Raw genomic sequence first — 24,541 nt, 5'->3', positions numbered from 1 at the left:
GCGGTGTGTGTTGGTGGTGGCATTGGTATTGCTGCGGTGTATCCAATTGCAAGTGCACTAAAAAAAGCTGGCAATTATTGCATAAACATAATTGGTGCACGAAATAAGGATTTGTTGATATTAGAGGAAGAATTGAAAGCCGTGAGCGACCAGTTCATTGTTACCACTGATGATGGAACGTATGGTATAAAGGGATTTGTGACCGATGAACTTAAGAAGATACTTGATTCACGGCAGGTAAATATTGTAGTGGCAGTGGGTCCTGTCCCAATGATGAAAGCAGTGAGTGATCTAACAAGACAGTATAATGTAAAAACGCTGGTTAGCCTTAATTCAATTATGGTTGATGGTACAGGAATGTGCGGTGGGTGCAGGGTAACAGTTGGTGGCAAAAAGCAGTTTACCTGTGTAGATGGACCTGAATTTGATGCGCACCTGGTTGACTTTGATGAGATAATGAAGCGCCTCAATACATATAAAGATCAGGAAAAAGAGAGTTTTGAACAACATAAATGCCAACTGGAGAAATACTATGGCCGATAAGATTCCCCGACAAAAAATGCCCCAGCAGGATCCACAAGTGCGCATTCGTAATTTCAATGAAGTGCCGTTGGGGTATGATGAAAAGAAAGCTATACTTGAAGCATCACGGTGCTTACAATGCAAGCGGCCAACCTGTGTTGATGGATGCCCTGTCAATATCAATATTCCTGGATTTATCAAAGCATTAAAAGAAGGAAAGCCACTAGAGGCATTTTCCATTATAAAACAGACAAATACCCTTCCAGCGGTGTGTGGCAGGGTATGCCCTCAAGAAGATCAGTGCGAAAAATTATGTGTATTAGCCAAGAAAGGAGAGCCGGTTGCTATCGGCAACCTTGAACGATATGTTGCAGACTTTGAGCGAGAAAAAGAACATTATACCTTTCAAAAGGTAAAAGCAGATAAAGGGAAAAAAGTTGCAATCATCGGCTCAGGGCCTGCGGGGTTAACTGCTGCAGGGGATCTTGCACGTTTGGGCTATAGTGTCACAGTTTTTGAGGCTTTACATAAGGCTGGTGGAGTACTGGTGTATGGTATCCCTGAATTTCGTTTACCAAAGGACATTGTCCAGTATGAGATTGATGCATTGAAGGCTATGGGGGTTACCATAGAACTGAACAGGGTGATAGGGACAGCCGAAACCGTAAATGATTTGCTATCCACCGGCTTTGATGCTGTGTTTGTTGCAACAGGTGCCGGATTGCCACTATTTCTTGATATTCCCGGTGAGAACCTTCAGGGTGTATATAGTGCTAATGAATACCTGACACGGTCTAACCTAATGAAAGCTTACAGGTTTCCTGAATATGATACACCTATTGTCAGAGGAGAGCGGGTTGCAGTTGTTGGTGGTGGTAATGTTGCAATGGATTCTGCGCGCACGGCATTGCGCCTTGGAAGTAAAGAAGTGTATATTATTTACAGGCGTTCTAGAAAAGAGATGCCTGCACGAATTGAAGAAGTGGAACGAGCGGAAGAGGAAGGGATTATTTTTAAGCTTTTGACAAATCCTGTGCGTTTTATTGGTGATGAGAAGGGACGTGTTAAAGCCGTAGAATGTATTCAGATGGGATTGGGTGAACCTGATGCATCCGGACGAAGGAGCCCTGTGCCACTACCGGGTTCAGAATTTACTATTGATATTGATGTTGCAATTATTGCTATCGGCAATGGGCCTAATCCTTTGATACCAAAAACTACGCCAGGCTTAGATACAACAATGCGTGGGAATATCATTGCTGATCCACACACTATGAAAACCAGCAAGCGTGGTGTTTTTGCAGGGGGTGATATTGTAACCGGTGCTGCAACCGTAATACAGGCAATGGGTGCAGGTAAAAAGGCAGCAAAAGCTATTGATGCATACCTTTCGACCGGAGAGTGGTAGAAACCAGAATTTTTTCAGGTTCTTTTGGCACAGATGGTTTTTTGCTTTTATGGATGATTGCCTGCGCAATAGCATGCCAGTTATTTTGATACATGTAGCGAGGTAATTCCAGATTATTGGGCACCAGTGGTAGTGATACAGCACCCCATTTTATGGTAAATGCATACGTGTATCCTGCCTGAGCAAGAGCTTGTTTTCCAATTTCGGTTACCACGCCAAACGGGTACACAAAAGTATCAACGGTAATGCCTAATTTTTCTTCTAGCATCTTTTTTGATTCAAAGACTTCTAATTTGAAGTAGCGATAGTTTTTTGTATAAAGCTCATCATTAATAAACAAATGAAAATAGCCATGTGATGCAACAGAACACCCTTCGTGTACAAGAGATTTTAATTCTTCCCATGTTAACACATATGGCTTTTTGCCAATGATGAATGTGTTAATGCCAAGCATTGGTTTAATGCCTAAAGGCTTCAAGACTGAATAGTATGCATCAAGGACTGTTTTGTGCCCATCATCGATGGTAATGCAGATGTTTTTATCACCTTGTATTTTTCCCTGTTTTATGTCATTAAACGTTACAAATGTAAAACCATTTGTTTTCAACTCAATCATCTGATTGCGAAATTCATCCAGTGATATATCGTATTTGACCTTTTTCCCCATAAAGGTATGATACACAAGAACATATACTTTGTTTTTTGCATACAGCGGGGCAACTGTTAATAGCAATGTCAGTGCAACGGTTATAATTTTCATCGTGTTCTCCAAAATATCTATAAAAAAATAATACTAAAACAGGTCTGTGTCAATGCAGCATATATTTTTACATGAAATGAAATATTGTTATTTCCTTGTAATTATCGCTGCTTCGTATATATTATTTAAATATTTTATGATTAATATGCATCATTGTAGTTATTAATAAAAAAATCTATAGAGTAAATATTAGTAAGGGCATAATGGTGTCAACATAAAAGTAATGCTTGAGTAAATAAAGACTTCTAATGCATTGAATTGTAGTTGACGTTGTTTATAGAGATGTTATCTGATTAAAGAAAAGTAAAAAATTATTAATTTGGGGGTTAGCTATGAAAATAAGCTGCATTGAATTATATCATGTTTCAATTCCATTGCGCCACACTTTTTGGCCTACGTGGATTCCTGGTTACCCGCAGACGCATAACCGTTTTACACTCATTAAACTGATAACTGATGATGGTATAGAAGGATATTCTGCTGGTGCAGCGATGGGCAAGGAGCGTGAAGGATTAGGGGATCTTTTAGCTGGTTATATTTTAGGTACGGACCCAACCGACATTGATAGGGTGCAAAGCCTTTTAAAGCAGGCGGGGTATTTGGGTTGGAGAAATTTTTGGATAGAACCTGCATTCTGGGACATTATTGGCAAAAGCAAGGGAAAGCCTGTATATGAGCTATTAGGTGGCACTGCGCGCCCTATTGAAGTATACTGTTCCACCGGTGAAATGCATGATCCACATAAACGCATTGATGAAATATTACAATTACATGAACGTGGATTTAAAACATTTAAATTGCGTGTAAAGAACAAAGAGCTTAAAGATGATATTCGGCATATAGAAATTATAGCAAAAGGTGTAGGAAATAAAGTAACACTTGGAGTTGATGCTAATCAGGGGTGGCCGGTTTCAATTGTTGACAGGGTGCCTGATTGGGATTTGACGAGAGCAAAGGAATTTGTAAGAGCATGTGAGGCAAACAAAATAGTATGGCTTGAGGAGCCACTTGATTCTCGGGACTATGATGGCAATGCAGCGCTAAAACGTTTTTCAAAAAAGGTAAAAATTTCGGGAGCTGAACTGAACTATGGGTGGGATGAAATAAAGATAATGTTTGAAAAAGATTGTTTCCATATTTACCAGCCTGATGCTACTTTTGCAGGTGGCATTGCACAGGTTAAAAAGGTTATTGATACCTGCCACCTGAGGAAGCGGGAGTTTTCGCCCCATACCTGGACAAACGGGATAGGATTTTACATTAACTGGAATATGGTATTGGCAGATACAAAAAATAAACTTCCACTGGAATATCCGCTTGAGGAGCCATCCTGGATACCGGAATTCAGGGATGGAATTATAGAGCCAATAATTCCTGACAGGAATGCAATCTTACAACCATTTACTCGCCCAGGGCTTGGTTTTGAGATTGACAAAAAATTGCTATCAAAATATGGGAAGCGTTACTTCCGTATGACTGAGTTTGGATTAAAGATAAAGGTTATACGTGAAAAGGGTATTAAGGAAGCTCTGGCATTGAAGAAACGAAAGGAAGGGCAATGAATGATACACACATCACCTTTTGAAATAATTGATATTCACATTGCTATTTTTTTAAATAACATAACTTATGTAATACACAAAGGGTGACGCCAAAAGGTATGAAACGTATTCGTATTGCTGAATGTTTAAAGAGTGACGCTCCTATAAATGATTGCACTGTAGCAGGGTGGGTGCGCACAAAACGTGAATCAAAAGAAAATATATTTGTTGAGGTTAATGACGGCTCATGCCTTGCAAACCTTCAGGTTGTGATAGGTGTGGGCGATAGCTCCTATGAAGTAGCTCAAAAGCTGCATACAGGAGCAAGTGTATATATTCACGGGAGTCTTGTTCCTTCACCAGCGCCAGGTCAGCGATGGGAGCTAAAACCTGATAAAATTACAGTATTTGGCGATGCTGACCCTGAAAGCTACCCATTGCAAAAAAAAAGGCATTCATTTGAGTTTTTACGCGAAATAGCTCACCTGCGACCACGTACCAATACTATGGGTGCAATTATGCGAATCCGTAATCAGGTAGCGTTTGCCATTCATACATTCTTCCAGCAGAAAGGCTTTCTATATGTACACACACCCATTATAACCACCAGCGATTGTGAAGGTGCTGGGGAGATGTTTCAGGTAACTACGCTTGATTTGCATAATCTGCCATGGGTCAATGGTTCAATTGATTTTACTCAGGATTTTTTTGGCGCAAAGGCAGCATTAACAGTCAGTGGCCAGCTTGAAGGCGAGCTTTTAGCAATGGCGTTAGGTGATATCTATACATTTGGACCTACATTCAGAGCAGAAAATTCCAATACAACACGCCACCTGTCAGAATTTTGGATGGTTGAGCCTGAGATGGCATTTGCAACTCTTGAGGATGATTGTGCACTGGCTGAGGAATTTCTACGCTTTATTTTTAAATGGGTACTAGAAAAATGCCGGGAAGATATGGAGTTTTTTAATGAACGGATAAAACCGGGAATTATAAATAATCTTGAACTAATTGTTTCAAGTTCCTTTGAGATAGTAACGTATACCGAAGCAATTGAAAGTTTACAGCGGTCAAATGTAAAGTTTGAATTTCCAGTGCACTGGGGCATGGACCTGCAGACCGAACATGAACGATGGCTGACCGAAACCTATTTTAAAAAGCCAATAATTGTGATTCATTACCCAAAGGCAATAAAAGCTTTTTATATGAAGCTGAATGACGATAATAACACTGTAAGAGCAATGGATGTGCTTGTGCCAGGAGTTGGTGAAATTATTGGTGGCAGTGAACGGGAAGACAGGTATGAAGTTCTGGTAGCACGTATGAAGGAGATGGGATTAAATCCTGATGATTACTGGTGGTATCTGGATATTCGAAAGTTTGGGTCTGCGCCCCATGCTGGTTTTGGATTGGGCTTTGAGCGAGCAATTCAGTTTATTACCGGTATGCAGAACATACGTGATGTAATACCGTTTCCGCGAACTCCGGGGAATGCACGATTTTAATGATTTTAGAAAGATAATTGATGTTTATGACTACTTTAACAGGATAATATTTGTGTATATGCCAATTCAGGGTCTTACAATACTGAAAGTTGTTTAGCATAACAATCTGTATTTTCATAGGAGATAAAGCGTGAAAGTAGCAATTGGCAATGACCATGCCGGGGTTGAGCTGAAGCATTATATTATACAGAATTTTAAGGACATTGAATTTATCAATGTGGGGACTGATTCAACACAATCATGCGATTATCCTGATTACATAAAACTTGTTGCCGAACATGTACAAAAAAAAGATGTGGATTATGGCATAGCGATATGTGGCACTGGCATTGGTGCTTCTATAGTAGCTAATAAATATAAAGGTATACGTGCTGCTCTGTGTACTAATGAGTTTATGGCGGAAATGGCACGCAAGCATAACGATGCCAATGTTATAGTATTGGGTGCACGGGTGGTTGGTGTAGATCTGGCAATTCATATCATCAATGCATTTTTTCGGGCAGAATTTGAAGGTGGGCGTCACCAAAAAAGATTAGATAAGCTTATTGAAATAGAAAAAATTCAATGAAAAAACTGAAATTCAAAACGTTGTTTTCATCAAGTTTAATAATTATAATCGCAACTGTTTTGTGTATTGCGCTGACGTATGATACCGTGTATCAGGTTGTTTTTACATCGGATGATTTAGATCTTTTCAATGCAAAGAAAATTACTCTTCAAGGGAACAAATCCGCATATACTATCGCCAAAATAAATTATAAAGAATCAGTAAATCCGCTTGTTACGGATTTGTTGCTTTCATTTGACAATGATTTTGCAACTTTAATGAAAGATGATTCGGGACATTATGCTATACGGTATGCTCAGTACACATATTCAAAAGACGAAATTGAAGGCCAAGGTTGTGCATATTTTTTTCACAGGGATCATCGAGTTGAGATTCAAACGGCAAAGAATAACTGGCTGACAAACTGCGATGATCTGGGATCTTTCACCATTGAAGTAAAGCTTAAGCTTTCAAAGTATAGTAATGGTGCTATATTGTTATCTCGCATTGGTTATTCTGCCGGCAAACAGGGTTTTGAAATACTATGTATTGATAATAAATTGGCAATAAGGTTTTATAAAATGTTCTATAAAAAAGATGGTGTTCCCCTTGATGTGTTTTTGCACAGAGCACCAACGCTAGAGCTTAATACCTGGTATCACTTGGCAATCAGTTTTGACCGGATTTCGGGTAAACTGGAAACAATAATAAATGGTGATGTGGTAGAAACAGTGTTCTGTACTGAAAACGGGGATCCATTTGTTGATGTGCTAGTTCCCAAGTTTGTATGCCAGGATGTGCCAGTTGCAATAGTAGGTAAAAATTTTTATGGATATCTGGATAAAGTCCGTATTGCACAGCGCTACATTGCTGATTTGAAGAAGGAAGCAGAAATAGCACAAACGCAATATAAGGAAATAACCTATAGCAACAGGCAAACAACCAACCGTGAAGGTATAATAACAAGCCCGGTGTATCAATTCCCTGATTATGGAACTATGGTAACACTTTTTAAATGGGATGAACAACTTCCACAATCTACATTCATTTGGATGGAATTCAGAATAAGTGATGCATTTTTTAAAGCTGATGATACATTTCCACAATGGGTTAGAATCACAAACAATCAGAAAAATATATATTTACATAAAATAGGTGATGAATTCCTCAGGGGGAAGTATTATCAGTGGCGTGCCCACCTTATTGCATCTCCCGATGGGGCACATGCACCCATTATCTATAATATTGGTTTGCAGTATGTGCGCGATACTGCACCACAGCCTCCAGCGTTTGTCACAGTTGATTCTGTTGGGGATACGATGATCACTCTCAAATGGAAAAAGAATGTTGAGTATGATATTGCAGGGTATCGCATTTACTATGGTGTCAAAAGCAAGCACTATGATGGTGTTATAAAAACAGTTAATGGCAAGCGTATTTCCAATGAGCTATCGGACAAAAATGGATATGTTACAGTTAAAATAACAAATGATATAATAGAAGAAAACAGGAAGAATGATAATAAAGCATTTTTAACCTATCCTTTGCTTAAAAACAATGTTCTTTATTTCTTTACTGTTACTGCGTATGATACCTATAAACCTGATACAATGTTCAATCATGAGTCAAAGCATTCAAAGGAAGTAAGTGCCCGCCCCGATCCTGGATCAGATATTAAATAGTACTTGTTTTTTGATATGTATCTTTTTACAGCAATTTTGTATGGTATAGGAATAAAGGAACAATTATTATCATAATTAGATAAAGATATTGAACATTCCTGAAATAAAAAAATAATTACAGGGTAAATGATAAGTATTGTCTTGTGGTAGCAACCTTTCAAGTAGTATACAACATACGAATGGTATATTCAAATATTGTTGCAATTATTGTGATAATACCCTATTATTAAATTAATTTATCATTTATTAACAAAAGGTACTCCTATGAAAATATTTACTGTAAGTGAGCTTTTTGGAACAATACAACAGTTCCCCCTCATGCAGAAAGTGTCGCCTGTTGAGGTAATTAAGTCGTTGAGCTTTTTTAATGATGTTCCTGATAAAATTTTGCAGGAGATAGCTGGTGAAGTCTTTATCCATCAATACAACAAGGATGAAATAATAGCGCGTCATGGCAGATACAATGAATGGTTGTATGTTGTGCTTTCGGGTGAGGTTTCAGTATTTATTATTACACCTGATTATACAAAGTTAGAGCTATATGCGCTGGGGCCAGGAGATTTTTTTGGCGAGGATATTGTAATCCGTAATGAGCCACGAGAAAGTACTGCAATAGCTATTGCTGACTGCACGCTTATGGCAGTGGGGAAAGATGCACTTGTAAAGATAATAGCCTCATCACAGAAAATAAATGAAAAACTCAATGCTGCATTTTTACAACGCAAGATGCGCAACAATCTACGGTCTATTCCAATTTTTACTCATCTGCGGGAAGAAGTTTTTAATGAAATACTGGATGTGGTGCGTCTGGTACATGTGAAAAAAGGTGATGTTATTTTCAAACAGGGAGATGTAGGAGATGCATTGTTTTTAATCAGAAAAGGCGATGTGAGTGTCTACAGGGTGATGAACAAAAATGAAGAGCTGATATCACTGCTTGCAGAAGGAAATTTTTTTGGCGAAATGGCACTGGTGTTAGGAGAAAAGCGCAATGCAACAGTGATTGCCAATGATGACTGTGAGTTGCTTAAAATTGATAAAAAGGATTTTGATTCTATTATTGCCCGACATGTGGATGTATATAATACAATTCAGGCTGTTGCACTGGAACGTGTATCAGGACATGAGCTGGTTGATAGCAACGAAGCGTTTATATCCAAAAAACTCATAGAATTAAACCGTGCAGTGAATAAACATATTGATGTTATTGCACAGTGCACATTTGAAACACCAAAGGGCAGTGCTCTTTTGGCTACATTGCCAGGATCCCGCTACCCGTACGTGTATCCACGCGATAGCGCCTGTGCAACCAGGATGCTCTACCGCATTGCAATGAGCCGCTTACGATCAAAGGATATTGCCTTCAGGTTACTTGCCGGGATTGCTAAGTTCATTTACCATTGTCAGCGTGAAGATGGGTACTGGGGCCAGAGGTATGGGCTTGATACTGCAGATAAAAGTATATATAAGCAGGAAGACAATGTGGCACATGGGGTTACCATATTATGCCGGTATCTCCTTGCTGCTAAAACAAGAGGACATATTCCTCATGATAGTGAAGCGTATATAGATGCTATCTATAAAGGTGCTATGTTTGCAATAAAGCGTTACTATCGTAATGAAATTCATTTATTTTATTCTACAACATCAATACATGAATCAGCAATAGAAGAAGGGTATTCAATATGGGTAAACTACGCTTATTACTGCATGTTGCTTTTGATTGAGCAGGTTGCAAAGGAGTACAGCTGTGAAAAAAAATTTGAAAAAGCTTTTATGCTCAAAGACAGTTTTGGCACCATCGTTAAAAATGTATTTACCATTGGAGACAGGCTCATTCGGAGGCTCAAACCTGATGGAGAAGCTGATTTGCGACCTGATATTACTTTGATGAGCCCATTTTTCTTTGGTACAGGAATAATTCCTGACATTTTTAATCCTGATGAGATTTTTATTAATACAATGAAATTTGTTGAAGATACTCTATGGGATCCAGACCTTGGGATGCTGCAGCGTTACTTGCCTTTTATTGAGGACCCTAATACCCATGTACATGCGGGGAATGGACCCTGGGTGCAGTATACGGCGATGCTGGCACAGTACTATTATTTTACTGGGAATGTTGAAAAAGGTGATACAATTATGGATATTATAGATAGCTACAGCTCAGATGGCTATTTGTGCGAACATCTGACAACACCTGACAGGTTTCACGAATTTATGACTCTTGAGTGGTTGCCAGGCAGCGATGTGAATAAAGAATTTGCACCGGATATTATGGTTGAGGGGATTACCTATGATCTGATTGTGGAGGAGCTCAATCACATGAAAAATTCATATGACCAGATAAAAAGAAGGATTGAAACAGCATCAGTGCGCTATCTTACATTTGCAATTCCGCTTATGTGGTCTCATGCCGAATATGCCATGGCACTGTTGCTTAAGACATGGCGGCAATTAAAGGACTCTGGAGTTACACAGCATATTGTATGAAGACGTATACTATAAATTTGGAAATTCCTGACCATATAGCTAAAGAAATTAAGGCTATATGTGCCACTTTACAGGATAGAGGATATGAGTGCTACTTGATTGGTGGATCTGTACGGGATCTTATTCTGGGATTGCCTGTGTATGATTATGATTTTGCAACTAATGCCTATCCTGAAGAAGTAATGAAATTGTTTAAACGAGTTGTACCAACAGGTATTAAACATGGCACAGTAACAGTATGTATGCGCCATGCTCAGTATGAAATTACAACCTACAGGGCGGATGGTAAATACACAGATGGAAGGCACCCTGATTTGGTTATGTTTTCTAAAACACTGAAGGAAGATGTTGAACGCCGTGACTTTACCATAAATGGCCTTGCGTATGATGTTATCAATCACCAGATCATTGATTATGTGGGAGGCATGGAGGATATCGACAAAAGAATTATTCGTACCATTGGCAATCCACTGCAGAGGTTTAGCGAGGATGGATTGCGACCATATAGAGCTTGCCGCCTGGCAGCCAAACTGCATTGTAGTATTCATAAAGATACGCTAGAAGCAATTCCACAGGTTCTTGAGATTGCAAAAAAAATATCTGTTGAGAGAGTTCGTGATGAAATAAAAAAAATGTTAGAAGCCGATAAACCCTCAGAAGGTTTTGAATATCTACGCGTTACAGGTTTGCTGAATCTTTGTATGCCTGAGCTTGCAGAAGGGTTTGGGATGCAGCAAAATAAATACCACATGTACGATATTTACTATCACAGCATCTATTCCTGTGATGCAGCACCCAAAGAAAAACCCTTGCTGCGCATGGCAGCATTACTGCATGATATTGGTAAAATTAAAACTAGACGTGAAGGAAGTGACGGTGATTATACATTTTACAATCATGAGGTGATCAGCTCAACAATTGCCCGCAAAATCATGCGAAGGCTAAAATTTTCTAATGATGAAATAGAATATGTCTGCAATCTTATAGTAAATCACATGTTTCATTATACACCAGATTGGACTGATGGTGCAGTACGGCGTTTTATACGTAAAGTTGGACTGGATAATCTTGAAGATCTTTTTGTTTTGCGAATGGCAGATAGATGTGGAAATGGAATGAGGGATGGTTTGCCCGAACCAATAAAAAAGCTAAAAAGGCACATCAATAAGGTTATTGAAAAAGATAATGCTTTTACTGTAAGGGATCTAGATATAGATGGATATATTTTGATGGAACAACTAAACTTGAAACCAGGTCCCACTATTGGCAAAATCCTCAATGAGCTTCTAGAAAGGGTACTTGACAATCCTGAATTGAATAATGAGCAAACCCTTTTGGCATTAGCACATGAAATATATGCTGCCATGGCACAGGAGGCAAATAGCCGCCATGACAGCATCCAACACAATACTGTTTAAGAAAAATAGTTTGGTAAAATTGCCTTTAGTTTTTTCTTTTGTTTGCTGCTCTGCTTTTTGGGGTCAGTAATGACTGCATATTTGATGGCTTCCTTGCATCCGCAATCCCTTTCTTTAGTAAGCAATGGTATTAATTCTTTTATAAGGGCTTTAGCATTGGAAGCATTTTTATTGAGATTGTTGACAACCATATCAACAGTTACATGTTCCTCATCTTCTTTCCAGCAATCATAGTCAGTACTCATACAGATGACTGCGTAACACATTTCTGCTTCGCGAGCTAGTTTTGCTTCAGGGAGTGTGCTCATGTTGATGACCCCGGCATTCCATGAGCGATAAAGGTGGCTTTCGGCACGGGTTGAAAATGCTGGCCCTTCCATGCAGATAAGTGTTTCATTTGTATGCATGGGAATGTTTAATTTTTGTGCTGCAATAAGTATTAATTCATGAAGCCTGCTGCAGAAAGGGTCAGCAAAAGCAATATGTGCAGCAATGCCATCTCCAAAGAATGTGGAAACACGCTCTTTTGTGCGGTCAATAATTTGATTGGGTATGACAAAGTCAAGTGGTTTAATGCGTTCTTTTAAACTACCCACTGCAGAGAATGCAATTATCTGACCGGCACCTAACATTTTTAATGAAGCAATGTTTGCACGGTAGTTGATCTCATGGGGAAGTATAAAATGTCCTTTTCCATGACGTGGTAAAAATCCTGTTGTAACACCGCCAACTTCTGCAATGGTAATAACATCCGATGGCATTCCCCATGGTGTTTTTACTTTCACTTCATCAAGTATTTTAACTCCTTCAATCTGATATAAGCCTGAACCGCCAATAATACCCACATCAATTTTTGGTTTCATTGAATTTCTCCTGTAAATAAAATGAATTACGTTTGCACAGGCTCATACAATGCGTTTGTATAAAACTATTCACCTGCGCGATGCAATTGAGTATAGCAGTGATTTAATTTCTTTGATATCAAACGGCTTCTTAATGTAGCCAAAGGCGTGTTCTTTGTCAACTATCTCTTTAATCTGATCCTCATAAAAAATGCCTGTTATAAATATAACTCTTTGTTTTGGATTTTCTTCTTTTATCATTTTGTAAGCATCTATTCCGGACAACACTGGCATTGATACATCCATAAATACTATGTCATAATAGTTATCTTTACACAGTGAATACCCTTCAAATCCATTTGTAGCAAAAGTTATTGAACGGATACCAAGTGATTGAAGGAGAGTTTTAAAAAGGTCACGGATTGCATCATCATCATCAACAATTAAAATAGAAAGTGAACTTATATCAGCAGTATATGAAGAAGAATCAACCTCCTTTGGAAGGTAGGCAGTTTTATAGAGTGGAAGTTCTATGGTGAACGTAGTTTCTTTATCTGGGATGCTTTGAAAATAGATTTTGCCATTATGCTGCTCGATAATATTTTTAGATATAGATAGCCCCATCCCTGTCCCAACGATATTGTGTGCACCTGTTTTTGTTGTAAAAAATGGATTAAATATTTCGTCTTGAATTTTTGGATCAATCCCAATACCTGTATCGTGAATTGAAATAATAGCATTTCCATTACATTCATCTACTGTAATAGTGATTGTTCCGTAACCCTTTGGCCTTATTGCATGAACAGAATTGAGAAGTAAATTTAATATTACCTGTTGAATAAGTCCTGCATCTACCAAACAAACTGGATGCTTAATGAATTTTCGGATAAGGGTGATATTGTCTTTTATTAATATTTTCTCCTGGATGCGCAGAATATCGTTAACAAGATCAGTAATAGTATGGCGTTCTTTGTTGGTAATGTCTTTGCGTGTAAGCATTGAAAGATTTTTTAAAATAGCATGACCCTGTTCAGTCATCTTCTCAATTACTTTAAACGCCTTTTTGTTGGCTTCGATATCATCAGGATTTTCCAGTGTATACTGTACATAGCCTTGAATGCTGGTGAGTATGTTATTAAATTCATGTGTTATGCCCGAAGCCAGTTCACCAATTGCCGACAAACGTTCGGATTGTAGTAGTTTGTCCCATAGCTGGCGTGTTTGGGTAATATCATGCCAGTAAATTTGATGATATAATGAGCTATCGCTTACAAAACTTACAATGCGCAGTTCAAATGTAAGAGGTTTGTTAGTAATAGTTATTGCTTTTACATTAATAGTTTCTGCATTTTCAATTGGTTTATACAACAACTTGTAAAAAGTGACCCAATCATCAGGGTGTATAAGGGATTTAAGATTAATTTCGCTTATTAGCGTGTCAGGAGGAAAGTCAAATAATTTAAAGAATTGGGGGTTTGCATAAAGTAATACTTCACCTTTTGAAAGTGATAACCCATCAGGAAGATTTTCAACAAGAGTTCGATATCTAAGCTCAGAAGAAATAAGAAGGTCTTCGGCTTTCCGCTGAGTGGTGATATTAATACCAATAAGCAAGTATACTTCCACATTACTGTACAGTGTGATTTTTTCACCGGTGACTAAAAGTGTGGTATCGTTGTTGTTTATTCTGAATGTAATTTCTGATTCACGCTGTTCTATGTTACGATCAATTAATGAAAAAAGATGTTCTATCTTTTCAGGGTGTAATGTGAATTGCTGAATTTTTTTTCCGTATAATAATTTTTTAATATTATTATTGCGTGTGAAGAATTGCCTATGTGCCCTGAAATATATTATTGTGCCCTGTAATGTAGTAATACATACTACTGACGGATGAAGTTTTACGATAGCATTATACAAAATGTTTTGCGATAGCAGCTTGTAAATGTTGCGTGAGATTAAATTTTCCGTGGTGTACATTAGTGCATTCAATGAAGCTGTAGGATTTGATTGAAGGGTTTGGGATTCAAGTTTAATAAAGTGAGGGCGTTCGGTCAACTCCAGTATACCAATTATGCCTGCTATACTGAATCTCTTTTTGAATCGTGTGGTAATGGGAAAATCAGTTGCAAATAAAAGAAGTGGTGTGTATGAGGATTGAAGCATTTGCTGCAAAATATCAGTAACTGGTGTTATAGTGTGCATGCTTAATGGCAGGATTAATAGGGAATGTGTATCGGGTAATGGATCGTTTTGGGTAATAATTGAAAATGGTATATGGTTTCGAGATAAATAGCTCATTATGCGCTGATGCAAAGGCGAATCAGTAGCAAGCAATGAAACATTGCGTATTGCATGTGCATGTAAAAATTGTTTAAACATACCATACCTCGCACACCAGGTATATCATGGGAATTATGCATCTATTCTTCAATGCTTTTTTCTTAAATTAATTTATGGTGGTTTTTATTTATGTTGACAGATTTTAATCATACCATCGCGATTATACACAGGACATACAGTCACTATCTTCTGTATGTATGTTAGTAAAAATATTAAAACAAATGGGGGATCTATGATTCATGCAAATGTAAAAACTGATTTTGTAGGTAAGGAATACACACCTGCAATTGATGCATCAGCGTATGTGCATCCGTTAGCTGCGGTTATTGGCAATGTTATTTTGGGTAGAAATGTGATGGTAGCACCATTTGCTGCAGTCAGGGGTGATGAGGGTCAACCTATTTATGTGGGCGATAATTCCAATGTGCAAGATGGTGTTATTATTCATGCACTTGAAACTGAAAAAAATGGTCAACCGGTGGAAAAAAACCTGGTTGAAGTTGATGGCAAAAAATACGCAGTATATATTGGTAGCCGTGTGTCCCTTGCTCATCAGGTACAGATTCATGGTCCAGCATATGTGGGCGATAGCTCATTTATTGGGATGCAGAGTCTGGTATTCAGGGCAAAGGTGGGGAAAGGGTGTGTACTTGAACCACGCTCGCTTGTGATGGGCGTAACAATACCTGATGGAAGATATGTGCCAGCAGGCTCGGTGATAAAAACACAGAATGATGCTGATAAACTACCAGTTATAGATGATGCGTATCCTTTTAAAAGCTTGAATGATGGTGTGGTTCATGTGAATGTGGCACTTGCTGCAGGGTATAAGGAAAAGAAGATATAAATAAAACCCCCTCTTTGCGAGGGGGTTTTATTTTATTATTCCTCTTTCTGCTGTTCCAGTTTTTCTAATGATTTCTGTAGTTGCTGTAACTGTTCTAATGCTTTCTGCTGTTCAGATGAAAGTTTTTCGGTTTGCTGCATCATTTCATCACTCAGCTGCCCCACAGACTTGTATGCTTTAAACGTACCATATAAAGATACTACGTAAAGAATAGCCAGTACCGCAACGACAATCTTGGCAACATTTTCTTTTGCATTCAATGCATTCACAAGTGCAATAAAGGTGAGGTATAATCCATACAGTGTAATAAGCGCTGATACAACAATCCCCAAATAAAAACTTATTCCCGATAAAAAGGAAAATAAAGCCTGCACAGGGCCTAATACCATAAGTGCTGCTACTACACGTACATTTGCTTCAAATGCGGTATTCCCGCCGCATATAGCAGAGATGATGAGCATAATTATGCCACCTATGAAAAGACCTATAATTGCAAAAATTGGAGTTCCAATTAATGCCATAGTTGCACTTTTGCCAAACATACCAAATGCAGAAAGGTTAAGTAAAGTAAAAACAAAGTAGATAACTCCAGATATAAGCCCGTACACTAATGCTTTTATGACTGGTTCTGCCAGACCGCCTTGCTTTGCCATTTTTGAAAAATAATCCTTTGGAGCTACAAGAGTTGCTTTAGACTCATCAATGAATTTAGAAAAATCAAAACCATCCATACTTTCCTCCTTTTGTGGATAAAATTTATTTACTTTTGTTGATGGGAATGCGTTGATGTACAAAGTAAATAAAATGAATGTATATTGGTTAGTAGTGTTAGTCAAGTAAAAAAGAGTGTGGGTACAAATACAGGGATGAGGTGGAACATCAAAAAATGTATCATCAAAAAGAACACCTAAAAATATGTTTGTGTTTCACCAGCGATGGGTATAGGGACACTTATGAGGCCTTACTGATGCACGCAAGCAAAGAGTATTATTATGAGCTGTCGCCAAGCTGGGAGTAAGGGGTTAATAGGTAAGAGGAGTGATAGCGATCGATTCCCCTTTTTTAGCATTTGATATCTGTGTTAATAAAAACTCGTTCATATATGTATCAATTATTTCTAGTTGCTTAGGATCACAAATATGATGAGCAAATATTTTTCTATCTAGCTTTTTTATTTCTCTATTGTATTGCTCACAAAAATCTTTTTTTAATGCAATGAATTGTATTCTATTATTATAGATAGCAAGGGCAGTCCTGTGTATTTCAATGAATATATCTTCAATAGAAGATGTATTTTTCACATTTATTGATACAGAAAAATAATCAAACTTATAACTAATGATTTTTAACGGTATTATTGCTTCAACAAAATGCGTGAATAAATTTTTTGCCCATAGTGAACTGTATGGCCCTATAAAGGCTATATGGATTGCATCAATATTAAAGCCAGTATCACTAAAACCATTACACGATGAATATGTTGAAATGCCAATGCTTGAGAATGATTTCACTAATAAAGCTATAAATGGTTCAAGTGTTGCTACTGGAATTTTAAATGACCGTTCATACTTTTTGAAACGAAACCATCTACTTATGTATATGGGATACCCGGATTCACACTGAATCACTAAACTATTAGTAAAAAGTTGTTCACAAAAGGTGTTTATCTTTACACTATCAAATAATTGAATACGGAGTAAGTTGTCAATTGAACCAAAGTTATTGTATGTTAAAAATTCATTTAAATATTTATCATCAGGTATTACGGAATGAAACATGAAATCAGAAACATTATTTTGTGAATTTAAATATGAATTGTCGCTTAAATAAAATTCATTGCCCCTTTTCTCTATAAGAAATCCTCTGTGAAGAAGTGCTTCAATATAAGGGTTATTAAATGTATTGGTAGCAATAATTATCTTAGTATAATCGATAATATTCCACCTCCAGGAGCTGTTCTCAAGAACAATATGATAGTAACCACAATGTGCCTATTGTGTACGAAATATATTTTTTACACTATTTTAATCAATGTGTAAATACCAAAATAAAAAAAATTAATGCATATAATCAAAAATCTTCTTGAATAATAGTATGATATATATAAAAATTTAAATGATAATATATGATTAACATCTTATTACAATAAATGGATAGAGGGCTTTCTATATCAATGACTGCTCATATAAAGGTATACAAATACTCCAATATAGAGCGCGTATGTGAGATCCTATAAAAGGATAATTAATATTTATGCACTATAGCACTATTGCTCACAATACATCATCAAGTAAATATCCCATTGAAGAGTATGAAAAAATTGCAGTAGATTACCAATCTGTACTGTTAAAAAAATATGGTTTGAAGAATGACCCCACCTTTCTGCCACAAGCAATTGAATTGGATCTTTTAATGAAGCAAGATGAAATAGGAGTTTCGTGCGGTTTTATTGCAAGCTATCTTCAATATATTTTAAATAATGAAGTTGAGGCTGAATATGTAGAATTATTCAAAAAGATGGGAATCACTGAAAAGCTGTTGAAGATTATACTATCAGCAAAGCCCTACAAGCGAATATCGCAAGAGTTTGAACTGATGGTGATGTATTATATTCTGGACTTTTATCACAAGAAAGGGTATTCCTTTGGGATGCTTTTAGATCTTTTAAATAATGTTTCCATTAATTCTGTTTCATATATGAATGATCCTGATATTACACCAAATATCGCTCTAAAAATACCATTGACCCTTATAGTGCGTTTTATGGAGGGTGAAGCTAAAAAGTACAGCAATACAAATGATTTTATAGTAAAGATATCAAAAGATTCAAATTTTTTTCGTAAAATGATTGGTAGTGTAGAGATAGTATATAATAAAATGCCTCATTTACGGTGCCACTATGAGCTACAACGTCCTGAAAAGGTCACTATTGCTGGTAAAGCATATAACAATGTGCAATACTCAAATTATTTGGGATATGGATTGACAAGCTGGATAACCGAGATGACGACAATGGCAACAATTTCGGGACTCTATATTGTAAAGGGTATTGTGTTTGACCGCTATGTGCGAATGAAAAAATTCAATCTGCATCTTGATCAATGGCCACGATTTTTTGATGGCAAATATTACAGGATGAAGGAAAATGGAGAGTTCTATGAGGTATCTGATGAAAATAAAAAACCAGTGAAGGATTCTGAAGGGGCTAATGTACGGTATGATAGACCAGCGCGTTTTGTATTACGAAAGATACCTGATAGTTTTTGGTATGAGTGTATTCCAGTTGTGCAAAAGAAAGATACTGATTTAGATATAATTATTAATGCAGGCAAGGTTGAAATTGAGTTTGGTTGGGAAAAATTATGGCCATGGAAAAAGCTAAAGTCAATGGTAGCTGAAGATTATATAGATCATATAGAAGAGTTTTCTAATGGGAAAATTCATAGTCTCTCGTATGCAAAGGGGGCAAGGATTTTAGAGCAAAAAAAATCTAAACTAATTTCTAAGTATCGAAAGAAATATCGTTATGGTAGATATATTGGAATTGCAGTGGGATGTGCAGCTGGTGTAGCAATGTCTGCAATTATGGGGTTTAATGTGTTAGTGTTTATCAGTATAATTATATTTGGTTATTGTGTTGGAGTGTATCGGGATACTAAGAATCTTCAAAGTAGAAGGATTCAGCGAATTTTTGAAAAGAAAATTACAAACACACATAAGGTTCAAAATCAGCTATATCAAAAGCAGATAGAACTCTATCATGCAGTTGTGAAGGAATCACAAAAAATGGTAGTTGTAAAAGATATACTACATGATTCGTTTATAAATATTACACCAGCAACAAGACAAATTATTGGTCAAATGAATACTTTAGCACTGGAGGTTGCAAAAAGCAACGAAGCACAGAAAGTGTTAGACAGTTACTTCAAAAAACTTGAACATTTGCTACATAACACTATAACACAGAGTGTACAGCAGGTTGCTGATATTGTAAAAAGCGGTGTGATTGAAGTCCAAGAGGAGTTAATGAAAATTGTTGATGATAACAATGAATCAATGAAGGCCCTATCAAAGCTTATGGATAATGTAATGGAAACGCTTACAGGGATAGGTGAGCTTGCTGACCAGACGAATTTATTAAGCCTTAATGCTGCGATCGAAGCTGCACGCGCAGGACAATCAGGGAGGGGTTTTGCAGTTGTTGCTGAAGAGATTGGTAAATTGGCACAACGCACTGCTGATAAGGTGAAAGATTTGTATATTATAAAAGATATTTTTGTACGCGATACTGATACTATTGCTCAAAGGTTTGCCAGTGCCAATGATGTGATTGTAACAATGAACAAAAAGTTTTTAGAAAAGTTCTCAGTTTTAGAAAAGACAATTAAGGAAGAATTTTTACCTTTAATAAAAGAAATTGAAGAAATTAGCACAGTTATGAAACAAAATGCTGATATGCTAGATGCATTAGCTGCAATGAGCGAAGAGGTTGCTACCGCTGGCGAGCAAATAGAAGCCCAGCTTAAATCAGTACAGGATACAGTTGAAGCTATTGAACGTGGATAATTACTGCACTTAATCAATTCGTCAACATATTGTAACAATTAAAATAAATATACTGCTTACTGGTTTTAGGTAGAAAATATTGTATATGAAGTATTGTTATGAATGTTTTACACACAATTACAAAAAGTTACATAGATTCATCATTTATTTTACAATTGTGTGCTAAGACTTTACCGTATTTCTTAATTATCTGCAGTGGACTTGTAACACTGTTTCTTTTTTTACAAAATGTAGTAGCTCTTTACTATCACTCATTAATGTTGTGCTTGTAGTAATTTTAGGATTTCTTGTTGTTGCGATAATTCTTCGGTCAAACGGTAAATACTACATTGCGGCAAATGTTTCTGTTACTGGCACTGTAATTGCGTTGGGGCTGCTTGTTAATTTTGGCACTATGGCACACAATGAAGGGATTGTTCTTAATATGCAGCAATCATCAGTCAATGCACTTGTTATGAAAACATCAAAAGAGGTTAAAACAAGAGCTGAAGAAATACGCAATGCATCTGAAGAACAGAAAAATGCTTCCGCTGAGATTGTTAAGTCCATTTCCGGAATAAACGAGCTGACGCAAGCCAATGCATCTGGGGCGTTAAGCCTGGCTGAAAGCTCAGAATCAATACTTTTCATGTCCTATGTATTGAGGCAAAATGTAGCTGCAATTGAAATATCATAACATAGTGTGTAATATAATAGACCATAATACCATGCATAAATATTATATTGTAAGTGACAACCCACAAATAAAGAGTGCGATAGCTACACTGTCTATTGCTGATGCATGTGAACAGTGTGAAGATATAGCAAGGCTGTTACAAACACTCAATGATAATGCAACCATTGTGTGTGATATTGATTACATCAATCAACTGCACAAACATCTTCCAGAGATTATACAGCGTAATATTGGCTGTGTGTGCATATATTCTGATACTGGCTCTATTAATACAAAAACACTTTTGCAATCGGGAATAGTTGCTGCATTTGATATTTCTGAATGCAACTATATTGCAGCCTATAGCGAAATGTTTACTGGAATTGCAGGGGGGAGTGTTGGTATTGTTGACAGCAATCAGGCTAATCGTTTTGGGCTATCGACCATAATAAAAAAGTTTGGATACACTGCTGTTGAGTACCCTGATTTAGAGGCATGTTGCAATACTGCAGATGTAGCTGACATTTTATGTATTAATTGTTCACAGGTAAGCACAGAATCAATTGCCAAAAAATATATTGGAGGTATGCTTCCTAAAAAAAATGCTATTGCGCTCTACAAAAGTGATGATCAGGATATCTACATTCATGATATTATAAAGCTTAACCGGATAGCTAAAGTAATCTATACACTGGAAGAAGTGTATGTGATGTTGGTAAAGTTATTATTTACACAGCAGTTACATTCATATATATACAGGTTATATGAAAACTCAGGTATGCACATCATCACAACATCATACCGTGGTAGTTTGCGACAGTGGTACATGGAAGCAGGAACGACCTTGTTTGACACACCATCGATCGTTAACAGTGAAATGGAGGACGCATTAGGTGACGATATACGGATGCTTGAAAGGCTACATGCACGCGCAAAGGCTTTTAGCTGGATGGTTTCTAAATAGATATTATCTGCGGAGACGATGGGGAAACGCAAAGTCAGCTATTAACTGCAAAGGAAGATACTGATGTTGTTGTTCTGCAGGGTCTTTGGGGTAGCAGGGGCGTTTTTCATTGTGGCAGCTCCTGCACACTTTTTCCCTGGCCTTGATCCCATCTGTTCCAAGTATTGGGTACATCCCCAATGATACTGCTTTTTTATATGCGACATCCCTGTTACCCAAGGCAACATGATTTTCATAGCTATTGTATATACTGCCAGGTCCATGGCATGATTCGCACCCAACGCCATCTTCATAGATAGCGGGATTTTTTCCTGAACCAGTAGTGTGGCATTTGACACATTGTTCATGAAAAGCAGGGTTTTCAATTGATAATGCTTTTGCTAAAGCTAACGCTTTTTCCTGTTTTAAAAGTAAATATGCCTTAGAATGGGGCGATTGCTGCCAGGATTTATACTGATTGCCAATAGCGTCGGATTCATGGCATTTCTTGCAGATAGCAACACCAACAAATGTAGCAGTTTGCCGTGCAGCAATCAATGGAATACAAAGAAGAATAACCAGTATGTAAAATCGTTTTGTTAGCATACAATATATAGTATACACAATAGTGCAGACCATTGATATGTTTGCAAATACTTTTTATACGGGCGATAGCTCTAAACAAAAATTTTTTAGCTTGACTTATTAAATTTTTAATATTAATATTAAAAAAATACAATGATAGTGAACTAAATATGAATAATAAAAATGACAAAAAAGTTGGGACGTTTTTGGTTGAGAATGGAATTATTTCTGAAGAGCAGCTAAAGGAAGCATTGGAGTTGCAACGCGATAATCCCGAACGTCTTATTGGCGAAATTCTTGTAACTATGGGGGTATTGACCAAAGAAGAGCTCGTAATGGCATTAGAAATGTACATGATGACTACTGACGCCATGCCAGAGCATGTTGACGAATGGCTGGATCAGGACGAAATAGATTTATTAATGGATAAAATAAAAAATGAGAGCAGGTAGATACCGTAGCAAACGCTACATGGGCAAAAAGGTAATAGTTGGTCACATAACACCGTTTTTTTGTGAGTAAATGCTCAATAAGTTGAAAATTTCTTGACATTTATATACTGATTTTAAAAATATGCCACTATGATCGAGTTTGAAGATAAAACATGCTTTGGTTGTGGAAAATCTAACGAAAGAGGTTTAAAACTTCACCTTAAGTTTGATCCTGACACAAAAACGGCATACGGTGAATTTAAAGCAGATCAAACATTAGAGGGTCCTCCAAATATTATTCATGCAGGCATCATAGCAAGCGTACTTGATGAAACTATGATGACTGTAAATAAATATATGGAATATATTGCGTTGACGGGTGAGATAACCATTCGGTATCTTCAACCAGCGTTTATTGAAGAAAACCTCTATATCCGTGGCTGGTTTGTTAAGAAGAATAAACGAGTCATTGAAAACAGGGCTGAGATTGAAAACGAAATGGGTAAGATAGTAGCCCGTGCAAAAGCTAAATATATTGAAGTAGAAGAAATACCTCAACCAGAATAACGTAAAAGTTTTTATGCCGAAGTGGTGGAATTGGTAGACGCAGCGGACTCAAAATCCGCCGGGGGCAACTCCATGAGGGTTCGAGTCCCTCCTTCGGCAGATTTTACAGGTTACATCAAACATCACGGGCGTAATAATTATAATTACTGCAAGAGTTGTGCATAACCCTGCAATTATCGCAATTGCAAAACCCTGCCATAGACTATTGCCGTCACCAGCAAACAATAGAGGAATAAGCCCAGATACTGTCGTTAAGGTGGTCATAAGCATGGGGCGGAATCGCTGTAATGAAAGATATATGTAATCCTGTATTGAAAGAGTTGCTCCTTTCTTACTCAGCTCATTACTATAACTATCTATCAGTAAAATAGAATTATTTACAACAGTACCAGTAAGTACAATCAATCCTAAAGCTGTTACTGTGTTTAACGGTGCACCGTAAATATATACAACCCAGATAGCGCATATCCAGGAAAAGGGGATAGATATCATCACAATAAATGGAAGAATAAATGATTCAAAAATAAAACCCAATACTAAGTAAGTAGCTATCACAGCAATGATAATATAAAAAGCGATATAATATTTTGTTTCCTTTTGTTTGGTGTAAGCTTTACTAAATTCAATGTAATATCCATCAGGAATTTTCATACTCTTAATAATGTCATATAATGTATATTCAAGTTTATTCTGTGAATTGGTATTTGGAATAATACTTATAGTTTCTGCACGCATCTTGTCATAGTGCCAGAGTGTGGTAATGGTAGAAGATGGTTTGATACTGGCAATTTGTTTTAAAGCTATGATTTTATCATGATATGGTAATTTAAGTGCAGCAATGTCATTTTCAATATCAATAGGCTTTTTTGAACTGCAGCGAATATCT

Annotated in this window: 20 protein-coding genes and 1 tRNA gene; 15 read left to right on the top strand and 6 right to left on the bottom strand. The window is 37.1% G+C overall.

Annotated features, from left to right (window positions below; genetic code table 11):
• A partial coding sequence (locus N3F66_05730; GenBank protein MCX8123649.1) for a sulfide/dihydroorotate dehydrogenase-like FAD/NAD-binding protein occupies positions 1-543 on the top strand: 543 nt, incomplete at its 5' end.
• Complete coding sequence (gltA, locus tag N3F66_05725) at positions 533-1,930, top strand: NADPH-dependent glutamate synthase (protein MCX8123648.1); 1,398 nt, start codon at positions 533-535, stop codon at positions 1,928-1,930. The genes N3F66_05730 and gltA, both read left to right, overlap by 11 nt.
• Here the strand turns inward: gltA and N3F66_05720 are convergent.
• The gene (locus N3F66_05720) at positions 1,896-2,690 is read right to left on the bottom strand and encodes a polysaccharide deacetylase family protein (GenBank protein MCX8123647.1); all 795 of its coding nucleotides are present in this window, start codon (positions 2,688-2,690) and stop codon (positions 1,896-1,898) included. The two genes, gltA and N3F66_05720, sit on opposite strands and share 35 nt — an antisense overlap.
• A gap of 332 nt (positions 2,691-3,022) precedes the next feature.
• Between N3F66_05720 and N3F66_05715 the strand changes: the two genes are divergently transcribed.
• From N3F66_05715 to N3F66_05690, 6 genes are all read left to right on the top strand, one after another.
• A complete protein-coding gene (locus tag N3F66_05715; GenBank protein MCX8123646.1) occupies positions 3,023-4,252 on the top strand; it encodes a mandelate racemase/muconate lactonizing enzyme family protein in 1,230 nt (409 codons plus the stop codon).
• 98 nt (positions 4,253-4,350) lie between these two features.
• Positions 4,351-5,736 (top strand): asparagine--tRNA ligase, encoded by a 1,386-nt coding sequence (gene asnS, locus N3F66_05710; GenBank protein MCX8123645.1) that lies wholly within the window; start codon positions 4,351-4,353, stop codon positions 5,734-5,736.
• A 130-nt stretch (positions 5,737-5,866) separates the two neighbouring features.
• The gene (rpiB, locus tag N3F66_05705) at positions 5,867-6,304 is read left to right on the top strand and encodes a ribose 5-phosphate isomerase B (GenBank protein ID MCX8123644.1); all 438 of its coding nucleotides are present in this window, start codon (positions 5,867-5,869) and stop codon (positions 6,302-6,304) included.
• On the top strand, positions 6,301-7,965 hold the full coding sequence (locus N3F66_05700) for a hypothetical protein (GenBank protein MCX8123643.1): 1,665 nt from the start codon (positions 6,301-6,303) through the stop codon (positions 7,963-7,965). The genes rpiB and N3F66_05700 overlap by 4 nt, the downstream gene beginning before the upstream one ends.
• A 264-nt stretch (positions 7,966-8,229) precedes the next feature.
• Positions 8,230-10,458 (top strand): cyclic nucleotide-binding domain-containing protein, encoded by a 2,229-nt coding sequence (locus N3F66_05695; protein ID MCX8123642.1) that lies wholly within the window; start codon positions 8,230-8,232, stop codon positions 10,456-10,458.
• Positions 10,455-11,876, top strand: a complete 1,422-nt coding sequence (locus tag N3F66_05690; protein ID MCX8123641.1) for a CCA tRNA nucleotidyltransferase — start codon at positions 10,455-10,457, stop codon at positions 11,874-11,876. The genes N3F66_05695 and N3F66_05690 overlap by 4 nt, the downstream gene beginning before the upstream one ends.
• Here N3F66_05690 and mtnP read toward each other — a convergent pair.
• A complete protein-coding gene (gene mtnP, locus N3F66_05685; protein ID MCX8123640.1) occupies positions 11,873-12,739 on the bottom strand; it encodes an S-methyl-5'-thioadenosine phosphorylase in 867 nt (288 codons plus the stop codon). The two genes, N3F66_05690 and mtnP, sit on opposite strands and share 4 nt — an antisense overlap.
• 69 nt (positions 12,740-12,808) lie before the next feature.
• Entirely contained in the window at positions 12,809-15,100 is a 2,292-nt protein-coding gene (locus N3F66_05680; GenBank protein ID MCX8123639.1) for an ATP-binding protein, read from the bottom strand.
• A gap of 193 nt (positions 15,101-15,293) precedes the next feature.
• Between N3F66_05680 and N3F66_05675 the strand changes: the two genes are divergently transcribed.
• A complete protein-coding gene (locus N3F66_05675) occupies positions 15,294-15,908 on the top strand; it encodes a carbonic anhydrase (protein ID MCX8123638.1) in 615 nt (204 codons plus the stop codon).
• Between the two features lie 35 nt (positions 15,909-15,943).
• Here N3F66_05675 and N3F66_05670 read toward each other — a convergent pair whose 3' ends face one another.
• Together N3F66_05670 and N3F66_05665 are read right to left on the bottom strand one after the other, a co-directional pair.
• A complete protein-coding gene (locus tag N3F66_05670) occupies positions 15,944-16,639 on the bottom strand; it encodes a YIP1 family protein (protein ID MCX8123637.1) in 696 nt (231 codons plus the stop codon).
• 291 nt (positions 16,640-16,930) lie between these two features.
• Positions 16,931-17,686 carry a hypothetical protein gene (locus tag N3F66_05665; GenBank protein MCX8123636.1) on the bottom strand — a complete coding sequence of 252 codons (756 nt, stop codon included), beginning with the start codon at positions 17,684-17,686 and terminating at the stop codon, positions 16,931-16,933.
• A gap of 475 nt (positions 17,687-18,161) precedes the next feature.
• On the opposite strand from N3F66_05665, the gene N3F66_05660 reads away from it, so the two are divergent.
• The 3 genes from N3F66_05660 (at position 18,162) to N3F66_05650 (ending at position 22,093) form a co-directional block, all read left to right on the top strand.
• On the top strand, positions 18,162-20,474 hold the full coding sequence (locus N3F66_05660) for a methyl-accepting chemotaxis protein (protein ID MCX8123635.1): 2,313 nt from the start codon (positions 18,162-18,164) through the stop codon (positions 20,472-20,474).
• 262 nt (positions 20,475-20,736) lie between these two features.
• Positions 20,737-21,150, top strand: coding sequence for a hypothetical protein (locus tag N3F66_05655; protein ID MCX8123634.1), 414 nt, complete (start codon positions 20,737-20,739; stop codon positions 21,148-21,150).
• 31 nt (positions 21,151-21,181) lie between these two features.
• Entirely contained in the window at positions 21,182-22,093 is a 912-nt protein-coding gene (locus N3F66_05650) for a hypothetical protein (GenBank protein ID MCX8123633.1), read from the top strand.
• Positions 22,094-22,096: 3 nt separating this feature from the next.
• Here the strand turns inward: N3F66_05650 and N3F66_05645 are convergent, their stop codons facing one another.
• A complete protein-coding gene (locus tag N3F66_05645) occupies positions 22,097-22,678 on the bottom strand; it encodes a cytochrome c family protein (protein ID MCX8123632.1) in 582 nt (193 codons plus the stop codon).
• 149 nt (positions 22,679-22,827) lie between these two features.
• On the opposite strand from N3F66_05645, the gene N3F66_05640 reads away from it, so the two are divergent.
• The 3 genes from N3F66_05640 (at position 22,828) to N3F66_05630 (ending at position 23,754) form a co-directional block, all read left to right on the top strand.
• Positions 22,828-23,109 carry a hypothetical protein gene (locus N3F66_05640; GenBank protein MCX8123631.1) on the top strand — a complete coding sequence of 94 codons (282 nt, stop codon included), beginning with the start codon at positions 22,828-22,830 and terminating at the stop codon, positions 23,107-23,109.
• Positions 23,110-23,238: 129 nt separating this feature from the next.
• Entirely contained in the window at positions 23,239-23,655 is a 417-nt protein-coding gene (locus N3F66_05635; protein ID MCX8123630.1) for a PaaI family thioesterase, read from the top strand.
• Between the two features lie 15 nt (positions 23,656-23,670).
• A tRNA-Leu gene (locus N3F66_05630) sits at positions 23,671-23,754 on the top strand.
• Positions 23,755-24,541: the final 787 nt, after the last annotated feature.

It is taken from the genome of Spirochaetota bacterium (assembly GCA_026414805.1).
In the GTDB taxonomy this organism is placed as follows: domain Bacteria; phylum Spirochaetota; class UBA4802; order UBA4802; family UB4802; genus UBA4802.
This window is presented reverse-complemented; position numbering and strand designations above follow the sequence as displayed.